The 16,318-nt window shown below is 62.6% G+C and carries 15 protein-coding genes; 7 read left to right on the top strand and 8 right to left on the bottom strand.

Translation table 11 applies throughout. The features are described from left to right. Positions 1-70 precede the first annotated feature (70 nt). Positions 71-940, bottom strand: coding sequence for a LysR family transcriptional regulator (locus tag AO268_RS16835; RefSeq protein WP_076965056.1), 870 nt, complete (start codon positions 938-940; stop codon positions 71-73). A gap of 134 nt (positions 941-1,074) precedes the next feature. Here AO268_RS16835 and lysM point away from each other — a divergent pair, with 134 nt between their 5' ends. Next, positions 1,075-1,515, top strand: a complete 441-nt coding sequence (gene lysM / locus AO268_RS16830; RefSeq protein ID WP_099169317.1) for a peptidoglycan-binding protein LysM — start codon at positions 1,075-1,077, stop codon at positions 1,513-1,515. A 121-nt stretch (positions 1,516-1,636) separates the two neighbouring features. On the opposite strand, the gene yrfG is transcribed toward lysM, so the two are convergent. After that, a complete protein-coding gene (yrfG, locus tag AO268_RS16825) occupies positions 1,637-2,299 on the bottom strand; it encodes a GMP/IMP nucleotidase (protein ID WP_076965058.1) in 663 nt (220 codons plus the stop codon). Between the two features lie 91 nt (positions 2,300-2,390). Here yrfG and nudE point away from each other — a divergent pair, with 91 nt between their 5' ends. Next, a complete protein-coding gene (nudE, locus tag AO268_RS16820) occupies positions 2,391-2,957 on the top strand; it encodes an ADP compounds hydrolase NudE (protein WP_076965059.1) in 567 nt (188 codons plus the stop codon). Next, positions 2,954-3,790 (top strand): 3'(2'),5'-bisphosphate nucleotidase CysQ, encoded by an 837-nt coding sequence (gene cysQ / locus AO268_RS16815; protein WP_076965060.1) that lies wholly within the window; start codon positions 2,954-2,956, stop codon positions 3,788-3,790. The genes nudE and cysQ overlap by 4 nt, the downstream gene beginning before the upstream one ends. Positions 3,791-3,921: 131 nt before the next feature. Here the strand turns inward: cysQ and AO268_RS16810 are convergent, their stop codons facing one another. From AO268_RS16810 to rfbB, 6 genes are read right to left on the bottom strand one after another with little or no spacing between them, the layout of a single operon-like run. Continuing rightward, positions 3,922-4,377 (bottom strand): thioesterase domain-containing protein, encoded by a 456-nt coding sequence (locus AO268_RS16810; protein WP_076965061.1) that lies wholly within the window; start codon positions 4,375-4,377, stop codon positions 3,922-3,924. A 26-nt stretch (positions 4,378-4,403) separates the two neighbouring features. Then, positions 4,404-5,786: a sigma-54-dependent transcriptional regulator gene (locus AO268_RS16805; protein WP_076965062.1), complete on the bottom strand. Its 1,383-nt coding sequence runs from the start codon at positions 5,784-5,786 to the stop codon at positions 4,404-4,406. Further along, positions 5,783-7,591 carry a sensor histidine kinase gene (locus AO268_RS16800; protein WP_099169359.1) on the bottom strand — a complete coding sequence of 603 codons (1,809 nt, stop codon included), beginning with the start codon at positions 7,589-7,591 and terminating at the stop codon, positions 5,783-5,785. The genes AO268_RS16805 and AO268_RS16800 overlap by 4 nt, the downstream gene beginning before the upstream one ends. Before the next feature lie 35 nt (positions 7,592-7,626). After that, positions 7,627-8,517, bottom strand: a complete 891-nt coding sequence (gene rfbD / locus AO268_RS16795; RefSeq protein ID WP_099169316.1) for a dTDP-4-dehydrorhamnose reductase — start codon at positions 8,515-8,517, stop codon at positions 7,627-7,629. Then, entirely contained in the window at positions 8,514-9,389 is an 876-nt protein-coding gene (gene rfbA / locus AO268_RS16790; protein ID WP_057437086.1) for a glucose-1-phosphate thymidylyltransferase RfbA, read from the bottom strand. The genes rfbD and rfbA overlap by 4 nt, the downstream gene beginning before the upstream one ends. Continuing rightward, positions 9,386-10,468: a dTDP-glucose 4,6-dehydratase gene (gene rfbB, locus AO268_RS16785; RefSeq protein ID WP_099169315.1), complete on the bottom strand. Its 1,083-nt coding sequence runs from the start codon at positions 10,466-10,468 to the stop codon at positions 9,386-9,388. The genes rfbA and rfbB overlap by 4 nt, the downstream gene beginning before the upstream one ends. Before the next feature lie 198 nt (positions 10,469-10,666). Here rfbB and AO268_RS16780 point away from each other — a divergent pair, with 198 nt between their 5' ends. The 4 genes from AO268_RS16780 to AO268_RS16765 all read left to right on the top strand — a co-directional run bounded on the left by AO268_RS16780 (position 10,667) and on the right by AO268_RS16765 (position 16,198). Further along, a complete protein-coding gene (locus AO268_RS16780; RefSeq protein WP_099169314.1) occupies positions 10,667-13,576 on the top strand; it encodes an aminotransferase in 2,910 nt (969 codons plus the stop codon). A gap of 175 nt (positions 13,577-13,751) precedes the next feature. Further along, positions 13,752-14,630, top strand: a complete 879-nt coding sequence (aguB, locus tag AO268_RS16775) for an N-carbamoylputrescine amidase (protein ID WP_057437091.1) — start codon at positions 13,752-13,754, stop codon at positions 14,628-14,630. A 5-nt stretch (positions 14,631-14,635) separates the two neighbouring features. Next, positions 14,636-15,742 (top strand): agmatine deiminase, encoded by a 1,107-nt coding sequence (gene aguA / locus AO268_RS16770; RefSeq protein ID WP_099169313.1) that lies wholly within the window; start codon positions 14,636-14,638, stop codon positions 15,740-15,742. A gap of 243 nt (positions 15,743-15,985) precedes the next feature. Continuing rightward, positions 15,986-16,198, top strand: coding sequence for a hypothetical protein (locus AO268_RS16765; protein ID WP_099169312.1), 213 nt, complete (start codon positions 15,986-15,988; stop codon positions 16,196-16,198). The last annotated feature ends 120 nt before the right edge of the window (positions 16,199-16,318 follow it).

The raw sequence follows: 16,318 nt of genomic DNA, 5'->3' as shown, positions 1-16,318 counted from the left end.
ACAAAGGGTCGCGTCTAATCGTCAGTACTGATCTACCGATAGATGACGTCGATCAAGGCTTTACCAGCGATTACTGATAAAGCGCGAAACACGCCTCGGCCAACGCCGAGCGCGGCGCGCTGCGGCGCATGATCAGCCCCAGTTTGGCCAGGGTTTGCGCGTTTTCGATCGGTTGCAGGCGCAGGTGTTCGGTCAGGGCATCGAGGCCGCCGTCCAGGGGCATCACCGCACAACACAGGCCGCCGTGCACCGCTTGCAGCAACTGATGGACGGCATCGGTTTGCAGCAGGGGTTGCGGCGTCAGGCCCCGGCTGTGGAAGTTATGGTCGATGGACTGGCGAAAGTGCATGCCACTGGTGAGCATGCCCAGGGGCAGTTCGATCAGCGCCTCCCAGCTCAGGGGTTTTTCGCCGAAGCTGAAGAATCGTTGGTCGTACAGCAGGCCCATGCGGGTTTCGTCCAGGGCCAGGGAGTCAAAGCGCTCGGCGTCCAGGCGCTCAAGGTAGGACACGCCCAGGTCCAGGCGATTGCTCGCCAGTTGTTCGAGGATTTGCTCGGAGCTCAGGGCCGATAGCTCAAAGCGCAGGCTGGGGTGTTGCTTGTGCAGTTGTTGCATCAAGGCCAGCGGATCAAAGCTCGACAGCGGCACCACGCCCAGGCGCAACGTCCCCACCAGGTTACCCCGGCAGGCCGCCGCTTCGGCCTGCAGGCCGTCATAGGCTGCCAGTACCGTACGCGCCCAGGCCAGCACCCGCTCGCCGGGGGCGGTAAAGCCCTCGAAACGCTGGCCGCGATTGACCAGCGGCAGCTCCAGCTCTTCTTCCAGGCTGCGCAGGCGCATCGACAGGGTCGGCTGGGTAATGTGGCAGCGCGCGGCCGCCTGGCCGAAGTGACGGGTTTCGTCGAGGGCGATGAGGAATTTCAGCTGTTTGATGTCCACCTTCGCTCCAGGGCTCTTATTCCAATGGCGCAGGGATTCTAGCGCGTTTGCGTCATTGGTCGGACTGGAACCAAGGCCTGTAAGACTGGTCTAGTCTTTGGCATCTGGAAACCCAATCCCAAGGAGAGCGCACTATGAGTCTTTTTAGCTTTATCAAAGAAGCCGGCGAGAAAATCGTTGATCTGTTGACGCCGGGTAATGCAAACGCGAGCGAGCAGTTGAAGGAGCACGTTGCCAAGGTCGGCCTGGGGAATCCGAATGTACAGACCACCGTGGATGGCGACAAGGTGACGGTGACCGGTGAAGTCGCCAGCCAGGAAGAGAAAGAGAAGATTCTGTTGGCGCTGGGCAATATTGCCGGCGTGGCGACTGTGGATGACCAGATCACTGTGTCGGGCCCTGCTGTTGCAGCTGCCCGCTTTGTCGTGGTGAAAAAGGGTGACACCCTGAGCGCGATCTCTTTGGCGGTCTATGGCGATGCCAATCAGTACAACAAAATCTTTGAGGCCAACAAACCAATGCTCAAGGATGTGAACAAAATCTACCCAGGGCAGACTCTACGTATTCCAGAGTAATACCCCGGCCTAAATGTGGGAGCGGGCTTGCTCGCGATAGCGGTGCGTCAGTCAGCAAATCTAGCTCTGACCCACCGCTATCGCGGGCAAGCCCACTCCCACAGGTGTGTTGCATATAGTTTTAGAGCCCGCTGATCAATTCCCGGTAATCCCCGACCGCATCGAACTCCGCCGTATCCTTCGGCCCCTTGCGGCTGTCCGGCTGTTTGACCGCCAGCAAATGCCCCACGCCAAAATCCCGTGCACTGCGCAGAATCGGCAGCGTATCGTCGATAAACAGGCTGCGCGCCGGGTCAAAATCGATATCCGCCTGCAACGCATCCCAGAACTGCGGGTTTTCCTTGGCAAAACCATAGTCGTGGGAGCTGATCAGCCGCTCGAAATACGGCGCCAACTCGATGCGCTCCAGCTTCAGCGACAGCGAGTCGCGGTGGGCGTTGGTGATCAGGATCACGCGCTTGCCGGCCTGTTTGATGGCTGCCAGGAAGGTATCGGCGTCCGGGCGCAGGGCGATCAGGTGGGCGGTTTCCAGCTTGAGTTCGCGCACCGGGATCTTCAGTTCGGCGCTCCAGAAATCCAGGCAATACCATTGCAACTGGCCGGCATTACGCTCGAACAGCGGCTGCAACTCCATCTCGGCCATGGCCTGGCTCACCCCGTGCAGTTCGGCATAGCGCCGCGGCAGGTGTTCCATCCAGAAGTGGTTGTCGAAATGCAGGTCGAGCAAGGTGCCGTCCATGTCCAGCAGGACGGTATCGATAGCGGACCAGGGCAGTGGCGGCATGATGGGTTCTCAAGCAGGTAAGTAAATATATCCGACACAGACAATCGGAAAAGCCACGGTATAGTAACCCGATCACGCCAAGGAGCCCTTTATGCGCCAGAAACCCACCGTCCTCGCCCGCGAAATTGTCGCCAGTAGCCGTTTGTTCCGCGTGGAGGAAGTGCAATTGCGCTTTTCCAATGGCGTTGAGCGGACCTACGAGCGCCTGGTGGGCCGGGGTGCAGGGTATGGCGCGGTGATGATTGTGGCGATGATCGACGCTGACCACGCGTTGCTGGTGGAAGAATACTGCGGTGGCACGGATGAGTATGAACTGTCGTTGCCCAAGGGCCTGATCGAGCCGGGTGAAGACGTGCTGGCGGCGGCAGACCGTGAACTCAAGGAAGAGGCGGGCTATGGCGCACGGCAGTTGGAGCACCTGACCGAACTGTCCTTGTCCCCCGGCTATATGAGCCAGAAAATCCAGGTGGTGCTGGCCACCGAACTGTACGAAGAACGCCTGGAAGGCGACGAGCCCGAGCCGATGCGCGTGGACCGGGTCAACCTGCGCGAGCTGGCGCAACTGGCGCAGAACCCGCAGTTCAGTGAAGGCCGTGCCCTCGCCGCGCTGTACCTGGTGCGGGACCTGCTGACCCAGCGCGGAGCCTACCTGCCATGAGCGAATTGTTCCTCGGCCATGCCTATATTGCCCCGGTGATTGAACTGGCCCGCCAGGCCGGCGAGGTCATCCTGCCGTACTGGCGCGCCGATGTGGCCGTGACGGCCAAGGCGGATGATTCGCCGGTCACCGCCGCCGACCTGGCCGCCCACCACCTGATTCTCGCCGGCCTTACTGCGCTGGACCCAAGCATCCCGGTGCTGTCGGAAGAAGATGCCGATATCGACCAGAGCGTGCGTGCCGGTTGGCAACGCTGGTGGCTGGTGGACCCGCTGGACGGCACCAAGGAGTTTATCAGCGGCAGTGAAGAATTTACCGTCAACATCGCCTTGATCGAACAGGGGCGGGTGGTGTTTGGCGTGGTGTCGATGCCCACCAGTGGCCGCTGCTACTTCGGCGGCGCCGGCCTTGGGGCGTGGCGTTCCGACGTGAATGCCACGCCCCGACCGATCCAGGTGCGCCAGAAGCCGGCGGTGGGCGAGGCGTTCACCGTGGTTGCCAGCCGCCGCCATACCAGCCCCGAACAGGAACGCTTGCTCGACGGCTTGAGCCAAGGGCTGGGGGCGTTGAAGCTGGCCAATATCGGCAGTTCCTTGAAGTTCTGCCTGTTGGCCGAAGGCAGCGCCGATTGCTATCCGCGCCTGGCACCGACGTCGCAGTGGGACACCGCCGCCGCCCAGGGCGTGCTGGAGGGTGCTGGCGGCGAAGTGCTGGAGTTGAATGGCCAGCCGTTCAGCTACCCGGCGCGTGAGTCGCTGCTGAACCCGTTCTTCCTGGCCTTGCCGGCCAAGGCCGCCTGGCGCGAGCGCTTGCTGACTCTGGCCCGTTCTTGAAGGCAATGCAGATCAAATGTGGGAGCTGGCTTGCCTGCGATGGCGCGGTGTCAGGTTAGATATAGTTGACTGACCCACCGCCATCGCGGGCAAGCCCGCTCCCACACAAGCCCGCAACCCACATTGGTTGCCTAGCGGTGCAACACGTACTGCCCGGTAAACGCTACCGCCTGCTCTTCACTGCCCTCATTCACAATCCACGTCTGCAGGGCTAGCCGTGCCCGGCCATGGCGCTGGTAGGTCGCCAAGAATCGCTTCCACACCTTGTCTTCCGGCGCCTGGCAAATCGCCGTGGCGTCCTGGGTGACAGGCAGCGGATAGCTGATCTGCCCTTCCTGAATCACGATATGCCCGTCTTCAATCCCTTCCTCGCGCAGCTGTAGGTGCAGCCAGCCCCAGCCGGCCAAGACCGCGCCGCAATACAGGCTGCCGCCGAACATGGTGCTCTTGTGGTTGATATTGGCTTGCAACGGTAAGTGCAGGCGCAGTTGCCGGTCCTGCCAGTCGAGCACCTTGAGGCCCATCTCCCGGGTCAGGGGGATGTCATGGTGCAGAATGGATTCCAGGTAACGGCTATCGCGGCTCATGGCGGTCTCTTGGCGGGCGTGAAAGGTCATTCGTCATCGGTGTGGGCGTTGCCGCTGTCGGCAAAATTCAGCCCATGTTTGCGCAGCTTGTCATGCAGGGTTTTACGCGGCACCCCCAGGGCCTCGGCCAGGCTGCGCACCGAGCTGTGGGGGCGGCCGAGTTCGGCGGCGATCAAGGCTTTTTCAAAGTGTTCGACTTGCTCGCTCAAGCCCCCGGTGGACATCGGTACGCCGGGCGCTGGGCCGTCGGGTGTGCTGTCCAGGGCCAGCTCCAGGCCGAGGGCGAAGCGTTCGGCGACGTTTTGCAGCTCCCGTACGTTGCCTGGCCAATTATGGCGCAACAGCATTGCCCGTTGGCCGGGCTGCAGTTCATGCAGCGGCAGGCCGTGGCGGCTGCTGGCCTCGTCGGCGAAGTGCTGGAACAGCATCAAGGCATCTTCGCCACGCTCGCGCAGGGGCGGAATGCGCAGCGGCGCGACGTTCAGGCGGTAGTACAAGTCAGCCCGAAAGCGCCCCTGGTCGGCGGACTGGCGCAGGTCTTCCTTGGTTGCGGCGATGATGCGGATATCCAGGGGGATCTGCTGATTACCGCCTAGGCGCTCGACCACCCGCTCCTGCAACAGGCGCAGCAACTTGACCTGCACATCCAGGCTCATGCTCTCGATTTCATCGAGGAACAACGTGCCGCCGTTGGCAAATTCAAACTTGCCAATCCGCCGCTTCTGCGCACCGGTAAACGCTCCCGGCTCATGGCCGAACAGCTCGCTTTCGACCACGGACTCGGCCAGGGCGCCCGCGTTGATGGCGACAAACGGCCCGGTGCGGCGGTTCGACAGGTCGTGCAGGGCACGCGCCACCACTTCCTTGCCGGCGCCGGTTTCGCCGAGGATCAGCACGTCGGCGCGGGTTGCCGCCAGCGCGCCAATCTGCTCGCGCAGGCGCAGCATCGGTGCCGACTGGCCCACCAGGCGTGTGCTCAGTTGCTGGCGATCACTCAGGGCCAGGCGCAGGCTGCGGTTGTCCAGCACCAGTCGGCGCAGGTCCAGGGCGCGGCGTACGCTGTCGAGCAGGGCGTCGCTGGCGAAGGGTTTTTCGAGGAAGTCATAGGCGCCGGCGCGCATCGCCTGCACGGCCAGGGGCACATCGCCGTGGCCGGTGATCAGCAGCACCGGCAGCTCCGGGTCCTGGCCGTGGAGTTCGGTGAGCAGCTCCAGGCCGTCCATGCCGGGCATGCGGATGTCGCTGACCACCACTCCCGGCCAGTCCCGCGACAGGCGCGCCGTGAGGCCGGTGGCCTCGCCAAGGGGCAGGACTTTCAGCCCGGCCAGGTCCAGGGTCTGGCACAGTGCCTGACGCAGGTGTGGATCATCGTCGATCAACACCACCTGAATCTGGTTATCGATACTCATACACTGCGGTCCTCGGACGGTTGCAGACTGACGCCGGGTGCTCCGGCGCGCAGTTTCAAGGTTATCAGTGCGCCGCCTTCCTTGTGGTTGGCAAACAACAGTTCACCGCCAAAGGCGCGCATCAGGGTGTCACAGATGGCCAGGCCCAACCCCAGGCCCTGGGTGCGGGTCTTGGTGGTGTAGAAAGGCTCGCCGGCGCGACCCAGGGCTTCCATGCAGAACCCCGGCCCATTGTCGCGAATGTACAGGTTGACGCCCTGCTCGGTGGATTCGGCACTCAGCCACAATTTGCGCGGCGGGCCTTTTTCGGTCAGGGCGTCCAGGGCATTGGCCAACAGGTTGCCCAGTACCTGGCGCAGGCGGGTTTCGCCGGCCTCCACCCACAGGGAGGCTTCTGGCAAGTCGCGGATCAGTTCCACTTCCATGGCCCGCCGGCGCTTGGCCAGCAATGCCAGCGCGTCGTCCAGGGCCGGTTGCAGGGCCACGCTTTCCGGGGCATGCCGGTCGCGACGGGCAAAGGCGCGCAAGTGGGCGATGATCGAGGCCATGCGCCCGGTCAGTTCGCTGATCAGCTTGAGGTTGCCGCGGGCGTCGTCGGTGCGCTGGTGGTCGAGGAGAATCCCGGCGTTTTCTGCGTAACTGCGAATGGCCGCCAGGGGCTGGTTGAGCTCATGGCTGATGCTGGCCGACATGGTGCCCAGCGCCGACAGCTTGCCGGCCTGCACCAGGTCGTCCTGGGCGCGCACCAGTTCTTGCTGGGCATTTTCGCGCTCCAGCACTTCCTGGCGCAGGCGGCGGTTGAGGCCTTCGAGGTCGCTGGTCCGTTCGGCCACGCGCATTTCCAGCTCGCGCCGGGCCTTGGCTTCAAAGGCGATGCGTTCCAGGTAGTGGCGACGGCGCTGCATCATCAGGCCGAGCAGCAGCATCAGCACCAGCAAGGTGGCACCGCCGACCGCGACCACCGTACGCACGGGGCGGTCGATCAGAGTGCGCGGGGCAAGGATTTCTACATTCCAGCCGGTTTCAGCGATTTCGGTGGATTGGCGCAGCCAGGCGTTGGGGTTGAAGTTCAGGGGCTGCGGATCGCGGGTCGGGTAGGGCTGGATCGCGATAATCGCCTGGCGCTCGGCCTCGGTCAGGGGCCGGGTCGCGCGAAAACGCCATTGGGGGCGTGAGGTCAGGATCACCACGCCGTTGTGGTCGGTGACCAGCAGTTGCTCGGGGGTCTGGCCCCACAAGCTTTCGGTGTGGTCCAGGTCGACCTTGACCACCAGCACGCCAATCACATGCTCATCTTCGCGCACCGCAGCGGCGAAGAAGTACCCGCGCTTGGCCGAGGTGGTGCCCAGGCCGAAGAAGCGCCCCAGGCGCCCGGCCATCGCTTCACTGAAATAAGGCCGAAAGGAAAAATTGCGGCCGACGAAACTGTCCTGTTTGTCCCAGTTCGAGGCGGCCAGGGTCTTGCCGCGGGTGTCCATCAGGTACATCACTTCCACGCCTGCCTGGGCCGCCACCTGCTTGAGCAACTGGTTGGCGGCGACCAGGTTGGTGCTGACGTGAGGCGCTGCCAGGGCCGTGCGCAGGGCCGGCAGGTCGCCAAGGATCTGCGGCAGCACTTCGTAGCGGTGCAGGGTGCCCAGCAGGTTGGCGACGTACAGGTCGAGGGTCTGGCGGTTCTGCCCGGCCAGTTCGCTGCGATAGTAGCGCTCGGCCAGATGCTCCAGCGGCCACAGCAGCGGTGCCAGGCACAACGCCAGCAAGGCCAGGCTGCGCCAGCGGGGTCTTCGCGGAAGGGGTGGAGTCATGTAAGTCTGCGCCTGTGGGTACAGGCGCATTATGCCTAGTGCTGCTGTGCAAGACACTCGCGCAATGCTTCACGCCACTGCGGTTGGCCGACTTGCCATTGTTGTTGCAGGCGGCTGCAATCCAGGCGCGAGTTCAACGGGCGCTGGGCGGGCGTCGGGTAGTCGCTGGCGGGAATCCCTTCCAGTGTGGCGCAGGCCTTGCCTTCGGCCAGCAGTTGCTCGCCAATGGCCTGGGCAAAGCCGAACCACGAAGTCTCGCCCTGGGCCGTCAGGTGGTACACGCCCCAGTCCCCGGCCTGCCCAGCCTGCCAGCGCTCGATCAGGGCACGGGTGCTGTTGGCGATGGTCCCGGCCCAGGTCGGTGCGCCGATCTGGTCGGCGACGATGCGCATCTGCGGTTTTTCCTGGAGCAGGCGCTGCATGGTCAGCAGGAAATTCTTGCCGTGGCCCGAATACACCCAACTGGTCCGCAGGATCAGGTACTGACCACCCACCGCCGCAATGGCCTGTTCGCCCGCCAGTTTGCTCTGGCCGTAGACCCCCAACGGGTTGGGCTCATCGTCTTCGGTGTAGGGCGCAGGCTTGCTGCCGTCGAACACGTAGTCGGTGGAGTAGTGGATCAACGGGATGCCCAGGGTCTTGGCTTCCTCGGCCAGGATACCGGGCGCCGTGGCATTGATCGCGAAGGCCACATCGGGCTCGTTCTCGGCCTGGTCGACAGCGGTATGCGCCGCCGCATTGATGATCAGCCCCGGGCGATGGCTGCGTACCTGTTGGCGGATCTGCCCGGGGTTGGCCAGGTCGAGCTGGTCGCGACCGAGCACGACCAGTTCACCCAGGCCCTGGAGCCGCTGTTGCAGCTCGCGGGAAACCTGGCCGTGTTGGCCGGTGATGAGGATTTTCAACGGTGTACCGCTCACATTCATTGGGTTTCCCCTGCGAGGGAGAACAGGTATTGGCCATAGCCAGTCTTGCCGAAGTATTTGGCCCGCTCCAGCAGATGGTCGCGGTCGATCCAGCCGTTTTCGTAGGCGATTTCTTCGAGGCAAGCCACTTTCAAGCCCTGGCGGTGCTCGATGGTCTGAACATAGATCGAGGCTTCCAGGAGGCTGTCATGGGTGCCGGTATCGAGCCAGGCGAAGCCACGGCCGAAGCGCTCGACATGCAGGTCGCCACGCTTGAGGTAGGCATTGTTGACGTCGGTGATCTCCAGCTCGCCGCGTGGCGATGGCTGCACGGCCTTGGCAATCTTGACCACATCGTTGTCATAGAAGTACAGGCCGGTCACGGCGTAGCTGGACTTTGGTTTGGCGGGTTTCTCTTCGATGGAAAGGGCGCGGCCTTCACCGTCGAAATCAATCACGCCGAAGCGCTCCGGGTCTTTGACCCAGTAGCCGAACACCGTGGCGCCGGATGGACGCTTGGCGGCGGCGCGCAGTTGCTCGCTGAAATGCTGGCCGTGGAAGATGTTGTCGCCCAGGATCAGGCATACGGGGTCATTGCCGATGAACGCTTCGCCGATCAGGAAGGCCTGCGCCAAGCCATCGGGCGAGGGTTGCTCGGCATAGCTGATCTGCACGCCGAACTGGCTGCCGTCGCCCAGCAGGTTGCGATATTGCGGCAAGTCTACCGGCGTGGAGATCACGAGGATCTCCTTGATTCCGGCGAGCATCAGCACGGAAATCGGGTAGTAGATCATCGGTTTGTCGTACACCGGCAGCAACTGCTTGGAAACCCCCAGAGTAATGGGGTGCAGGCGCGTCCCGGAGCCGCCGGCCAGTACGATTCCCTTCATCATGCAATCAGGTCCTTCACTTCGGTGTTGCCGAGGCGTTCGCCCTGATAACTGCCGTCCTGGACCCGGCGGCACCATTCCAGGTTATCGAGATACCACTGCACGGTCTTGCGCAGGCCGGTCTCGAAGGTTTCTTCCGGGACCCAACCCAGCTCGCGCTCGATCTTGCTGGCGTCGATGGCGTAGCGCTGGTCGTGGCCTGGGCGATCCTTGACGAAGGTGATCAGGTCGGTGAACTGGGCAACCCCGGCCGGCCGCTGTGGCGCCAGCTCTTCGAGCAGTGCGCAGATGCCACGCACTACGTCGATGTTCTTCTGCTCGTTGTGCCCGCCGATGTTGTAGGTTTCGCCTACCACACCTTCGGTGACCACTTTGAGCAGCGCCCGGGCGTGGTCTTCGACAAACAACCAGTCGCGCACTTGCAGGCCATCGCCGTACACCGGCAGGGCCTTGCCCGCCAAGGCGTTGAGGATCACCAGCGGGATCAACTTCTCGGGAAAGTGGAACGGCCCGTAGTTGTTCGAGCAGTTGGTCAGCAGCACCGGCAAACCATAGGTACGCTGCCAGGCGCGGACCAGGTGGTCGGACGCGGCCTTGCTCGCAGAGTAAGGCGAGCTTGGCGCGTAAGGCGTGGTTTCGGTGAAGAGGTCATCCACACCATGCAGGTCGCCATACACTTCGTCGGTGGAAATGTGATGGAAGCGGAAGGCGCTCTTGGCCGGTTCTGCCAACTGTTGCCAATAGGCGCGAGTGGCTTCAAGCAGGCTGTAGGTGCCGACGATGTTGGTCTGGATAAAGTCCGACGGACCGTCGATGGAGCGGTCGACATGGGACTCGGCCGCCAGGTGCATGATGGCCTGGGGCTGGAAGCGCGCCAGCACTGTGCTGACCGTGGCCTGGTCGATGATATCGGCCTGGACGAACTCATAGCGGGTGTTGGTCGCGATGCTGGTCAGCGACTCAAGATTGCCGGCGTAGGTCAGTTTGTCGAGGTTGAGCACTTCATGTTCAGTGTTTTGAATCAAATGGCGGATCAGTGCGGAGCCGATAAAACCGGCGCCACCGGTAACAAGAATACGCATGTCGAGAGGCCTTTTCCTTAGACGGACATTGAGCGAATGGGGCATAGCTTGCGGGCTTGCGGTGGGCGGTGCAAGGGGCGGTGGTCAGATTGGCCCGGCTTGCGCGCTCAAAGAAGACAATCACAATGGGTTGGGGTTGCATCGGACCTATTAACAATGGCGATATAAGCACCGGACAAAAAAACCAGGGGCCGTCACATGTTGCTCGATACATTGATCCACCGCGCCAGTCTGCCGTGCCCGCAGGTCGGCCCGGAGCACGCCTTGCAGTTGCTTGAGCAGCATTACGGCCTCAGTGGCACGCTACAGTCCTTGGGCAGTCAGCAAGACCTCAATTACCGGGTCGACAGCGACCGTGGCCGCTTCGTCCTGAAAATCTGCCGTGGCGAGTACGCCGCCGTTGAGCTGCAGGCCCAGCACGCGGCCCTTGGGCACTTGCAGGCCCACGCTGCGGTCCGGGTGCCCAGGGTCATCAGCACCCTCAACGGCGAGCAACTGCTGAGCGTGACGGTGGCCGGGCAGGCCGTGCACCTGCGGTTGCTGGACTATATCGACGGCCAGCCGCTGACCCACCTGCCGCACCTGGACCGTGACGTGATCGCTGGTTTTGGCCACCTGTGCGGGCAGATGAGCCAGGCCTTGGCCGGTTTTGCGCATGGGGGCCTGGAGCGCACCCTGCAATGGGACCCGCGCCATGCCTTGGACCTGATCGGCCATTTACTGTCGACACTCGACACCCTGGCGCAGCGTGCGGCCCTGGAGCGGGTCGCGGTACAGGTCGAGCAACGCCTGCGGCCTTTGGTCGATCAGTTGCCCTGGCAGGCCGTGCATCTGGATATCACCGACGACAACGTGGTGTGGCAGCGCGACGCCGAGCAGCACTGGCAGGTGCAGGGGGTGATCGATTTCGGTGATCTGGTGCACACCTGGCGGGTTGCGGACTTGTCGGTGACCTGTGCGGCGTTATTGCACCACGTCGAGGGCGACCCGTTTGCGATCCTGCCGGCGATCCAGGCCTGTCACGCCCTGACCCCTTTGCAGCCACAGGAGTTGCAGGCGCTGTGGCCGCTGATCGTGGCCCGTGCGGCAGTATTGGTGCTGAGCAGTGAGCAGCAGCAGCGCCTGGACCCGGATAACACCTACCTGTTGAAGAATGCCAAGCATGAGTGGGAAATTTTCCAGGTTGCCCTCTCGGTGCCGTTTGAGTTGATGGAGGCGGCGATCCTGGCGTGCGTCGGTGCCAGCCTGGCGCCGCTGGCCAGCGAAGGCTTTGCCCCGCTGCTGCCGGGGTTGGTGGGGCGCGAGTTTGCGCTGATCGATCTGGGCGTACTCAGCCCGCATTTCGAGGCCGGCAACTGGGAAGCCCCCGGCATCGACCAACAGCTCTTGCAGCAAGCGGCCGCGGTGCATGGCCTGGCGGCCAGTCGTTATGGTCAATATCGCTTGTCCCGCACGCGCCCCGACTGCGCGGCCGAGCCCGATACCTTGGCGCTGCACGTCGAATTGCAGGCGCCCCGGGGCACGGTTGTACAAGCGCCGTTCGCCGGTACCCTGCGCAGCACTGCCGATGGCGGATTATGTGTGCACAGTGCGCAACTGAATGTACGGCTGTGGGGGCTGGAAACCGCGTTACCGCCCGGCGCAATGGTGCTTAAGGGCCAGGTCCTGGGTGAGGCTGGTGGCCTATTGACGGTGCAGTTGTGCCGGGCCGATCTTGAGCCGCCGCTGTTCTGCACACCGTCCCGCGCGGCGGCCTGGCAGGCGTTGTGCCCGTCACCGGCGACGCTGCTGGGCCTTGCCTGTGATGCCGAGCCGGAGCTGGATCCAGACACCTTGCTGGCCCGGCGCGATGCCAGCTTCGCCCGCTCGCAGAAATACTATTACGTTGACCCGCCGCGCATCGAGCGTGGCTGGCGCAACCATCTGATCGATATGCAGGGCCGTTCCTACCTGGACATGCTCAACAATGTCGCGGTGCTGGGCCACGGCCATCCGCGCATGGCCCAGGTGGCGGCGCGGCAGTGGTCGCTGCTCAACACCAACTCGCGTTTTCATTACGCTGCGATTGCCGAGTTTTCCGAGCGTCTGCTGGCCCTGGCGCCAGGTTCCATGGACCGCGTGTTCCTGGTCAACAGTGGCACCGAGGCCAACGACCTGGCGATCCGCCTGGCCTGGGCCTACAGTGGCGGGCGCGACATGCTCAGTGTGCTGGAGGCCTATCACGGCTGGTCGGTGGCGGCCGATGCGGTGTCCACCTCGATCGCCGACAACCCCCAGGCCTTGAGCAGCCGGCCGGACTGGGTGCACCCCGTGACCGCGCCCAATACCTATCGCGGTGAATTCCGTGGCCCGGACAGTGCGCCGGACTACGTGCGCAGCGTCGAGCACAACCTGGCGAAAATCGCCGCCAGCCAGCGCCAGTTGGCGGGTTTTATCTGTGAGCCGGTGTATGGCAATGCCGGCGGTATCTCCCTGCCGCCGGGCTATTTGCAGCAGGTGTATGCCCTGGTGCGCGCCCAGGGCGGGGTGTGTATCGCCGATGAAGTGCAGGTTGGCTACGGACGCATGGGCCATTTCTTCTGGGGCTTTGAAGAGCAGGGAGTGGTGCCGGACATCATCACCATGGCCAAGGGCATGGGTAACGGCCAGCCCCTGGGCGCAGTGATTACCCGCCGGGAAATCGCCGAAGCGCTGGAGGCCGAAGGGTATTTCTTCTCATCCTCGGGCGGCAGCCCGGTCAGTTGCCGGATTGGCATGGCGGTGCTGGACGTGATGGAGGAAGAAAAACTCTGGGAAAACGCCCAGGTGGTCGGCGGGCATTTCAAGGCGCGGCTGCAAGCGTTGATCGAGCGCCATCCGCTGGTGGGGGCGGTGCATGGCTCGGGCTTCTACCTGGGGTTGGAGCTGGTGCGGGATCGGCAGACCCTGGAGCCGGCCACACAAGAGACCGCGAGGTTGTGTGAGCGCCTGCGGGAGTTGGGGATTTTCATGCAGCCGACCGGGGACTATCTGAACATTCTCAAGATCAAGCCGCCGATGGTCACGTCTAAACGCAGCGTGGATTTCTTTGTCGACATGCTGTCGAAGGTGTTGGATGAAGGGCTGTAACCCCTTCGATATTTGAACTCGATTGTTATCGGGATAATTTTGCATTTTTTAGACGGTTGGATGCTTGCATGCTTTAAAAGCCGATTTTTATCCGCTATAAAGTCCTCCAGCATTCCCCTTTCTGTCATCGGCCCCGGTTTATCCTGGCCGCTGGCCACCGCCCAGGAGATGATTCATGAGCCGTATCGTTACCGTCGCCGCTACCCAGATGGCTTGTTCCTGGGACCTCGAAGCCAATATCGAGACCGCTGAAAAGCTGGTCCGTGAGGCCGCCGCCAAAGGCGCGCAGATCATCCTGATCCAGGAGTTGTTTGAAAGCCCGTATTTCTGCCAGAAGCCGAACCCGGACTATCTGCAACTGGCCACCTCGGTTGACGATAACGTGGCCATCAAGCACTTCCAGAAAATCGCCAAGGAACTGCAAGTGGTGCTGCCGATCAGCTTCTTTGAACTGGCCGGCCGTGCGCGTTTCAACAGCATCGCGATTATCGATGCCGACGGCTCCAACCTCGGGATTTATCGTAAAAGCCACATCCCGGATGGCCCTGGCTACCACGAAAAGTACTACTTCAACCCGGGCGATACCGGCTTCAAGGTGTGGAACACCCGCTACGCGAAAATCGGCGTGGGCATCTGCTGGGACCAGTGGTTCCCGGAATGCGCCCGCAGCATGGCGCTGCAAGGCGCGGAGATCCTGTTCTACCCGACCGCCATCGGCAGCGAGCCACACGACAAGACCATCTCGTCCCGTGATCACTGGCAGCGCGTGCAACAAGGCCATGCCGGCGCCAACCTGATGCCGCTGATCGCCAGCAACCGTATCGGCAACGAAGAGCAGGACGGCTACGACATTACCTTCTACGGCTCGTCGTTCATTGCCAACCAGTTCGGCGAGAAGGTCGAAGAACTTAACGAAACCGCAGAAGGCATCCTGGTGCACAGCTTCGACCTCGATGAGCTGGAGCACATCCGCAGCGCATGGGGCTCGTTCCGTGATCGTCGGCCGAACCTGTACGGCGCGCTCAAGACCCTCGACGGTTCCCTGGAGTCCTGATCGCCATGACCACTTTGCACAGCACGCCTCGCGCTGATGGCTTCTATATGCCCGCCGAGTGGGCCCCCCAGACCCAGACCTGGATGATCTGGCCCGAGCGCCCGGACAACTGGCGCCTGGGCGGCAAGCCGGCGCAGGCGGCCCATGTGGCGGTGGCCAAGGCCATTGCGCGTTTTGAGCCGGTGACGGTCGCGGTTTCCGCCGGCCAGTACGAAAACGCCCGGGCGCGCCTGGATGTGCCGAATATCCGGGTGGTGGAGATGTCCAGCGACGATGCGTGGGTGCGCGATAGCGGGCCGACCTTCGTCATCAACAATCAGGGCGAAGTGCGTGGCGTGAACTGGGATTTCAACGCCTGGGGCGGGTTTGACGGTGGCTTGTATGCACCGTGGAACCGCGACTCCCAGGTGGGCGGCAAAATCCTCGAGATCGAGCGCAGCCCGCGTTATCGCACCGAGGGTTTTGTGCTTGAAGGCGGTTCGATTCACGTCGATGGTGAAGGCACCCTGATCACCACCGAGGAATGCCTGCTCAACCGCAATCGCAACCCGCATCTGGATCGTGGGCAAATCGAAGCGGTACTCAGCGCCAACCTGGCTGTGGATAAGATCATCTGGTTGCCCGACGGCCTGTTCAACGACGAAACCGACGGCCATGTGGATAACTTCTGCTGCTACGTGCGCCCGGGCGAAGTGTTGCTGGCCTGGACGGACGACCCGCAAGATCCTAACTATGCACGCTGCCACGCAGCCATGGACGTGTTGCAAAACAGCACGGACGCCAAGGGCCGCGCGTTTACCGTGCATAAAATGCCGATCCCGGGGCCGTTGTACGCCACTGAGCAAGAATGTGCCGGTGTCGACCCGGTGGACGGTTCCCAGGAGCGTAATCCGACCGTGCGCTTGGCCGCCTCCTACGTCAACTTTCTGATCGTCAACGGCGGCATTATCGCGCCGAGTTTTGATGACCCGCTGGACAGTCGCGCCCAGGAAATCCTCCAGGGCCTGTTCCCGCAGCATGAAGTGGTGATGGTGCCGGGCCGTGAACTGTTACTGGGTGGCGGCAATATCCACTGCCTGACCCAACAACAGCCCGCGCCGCACAAAAACTGAGTGCACTTGTAACAGGCGATTTCGTTGCACAGCGACTGATCGCCGGCAACTGCTCCGGGTAAGAGCAGCAAGCCCATGGCCCGTCGGGGTCGTGGGCTTTTTTGTGTCTGCAAGCCTGTAAACCGGGGGCATTGGCACAGCTCTTGTATCGACGTTGGGACCGTGAGCGGGGTTTGTGACTGCGCAGTTCTGTCATAAACCTTGAGTAAGTTAGCCGCTCAAGCAGTAGGAGAGAGCGCTGAAATGAATGCCGATATCAACCTGGTCTATAAATGCACGCGCCATCCTTTGGTCGTGCGCGGTGACGCGATTCACACGCTGGCACTCTGGTTGAAGGCAAACGGCTCGCGACGGATCCGGCAGACTGACCCGCGACGTGTGATAAGGGAGCGTTACCCGGCGGGGTTGTTCAGCGAGGATGAAGTGCAGGCGCTATGCGAGTTGATCCAGGACTGATGGGCACTGATATCCAAATGTGGGAGCGGGCTTGCTCGCGATTGTGGTGTATCAGTCATATATGCATCAACTGACACACCGCCATCGCGGGCAAGCCCGCTCCCACATGAACCGCATGTG

Source organism: Pseudomonas sp. ICMP 8385 (genome assembly GCF_002699915.1).
Taxonomy (GTDB): Bacteria; Pseudomonadota; Gammaproteobacteria; order Pseudomonadales; family Pseudomonadaceae; genus Aquipseudomonas; species Aquipseudomonas gessardii.
Note: the sequence above shows the minus strand (reverse complement) of the source record. Positions and strands in the feature narration are given on the sequence as shown.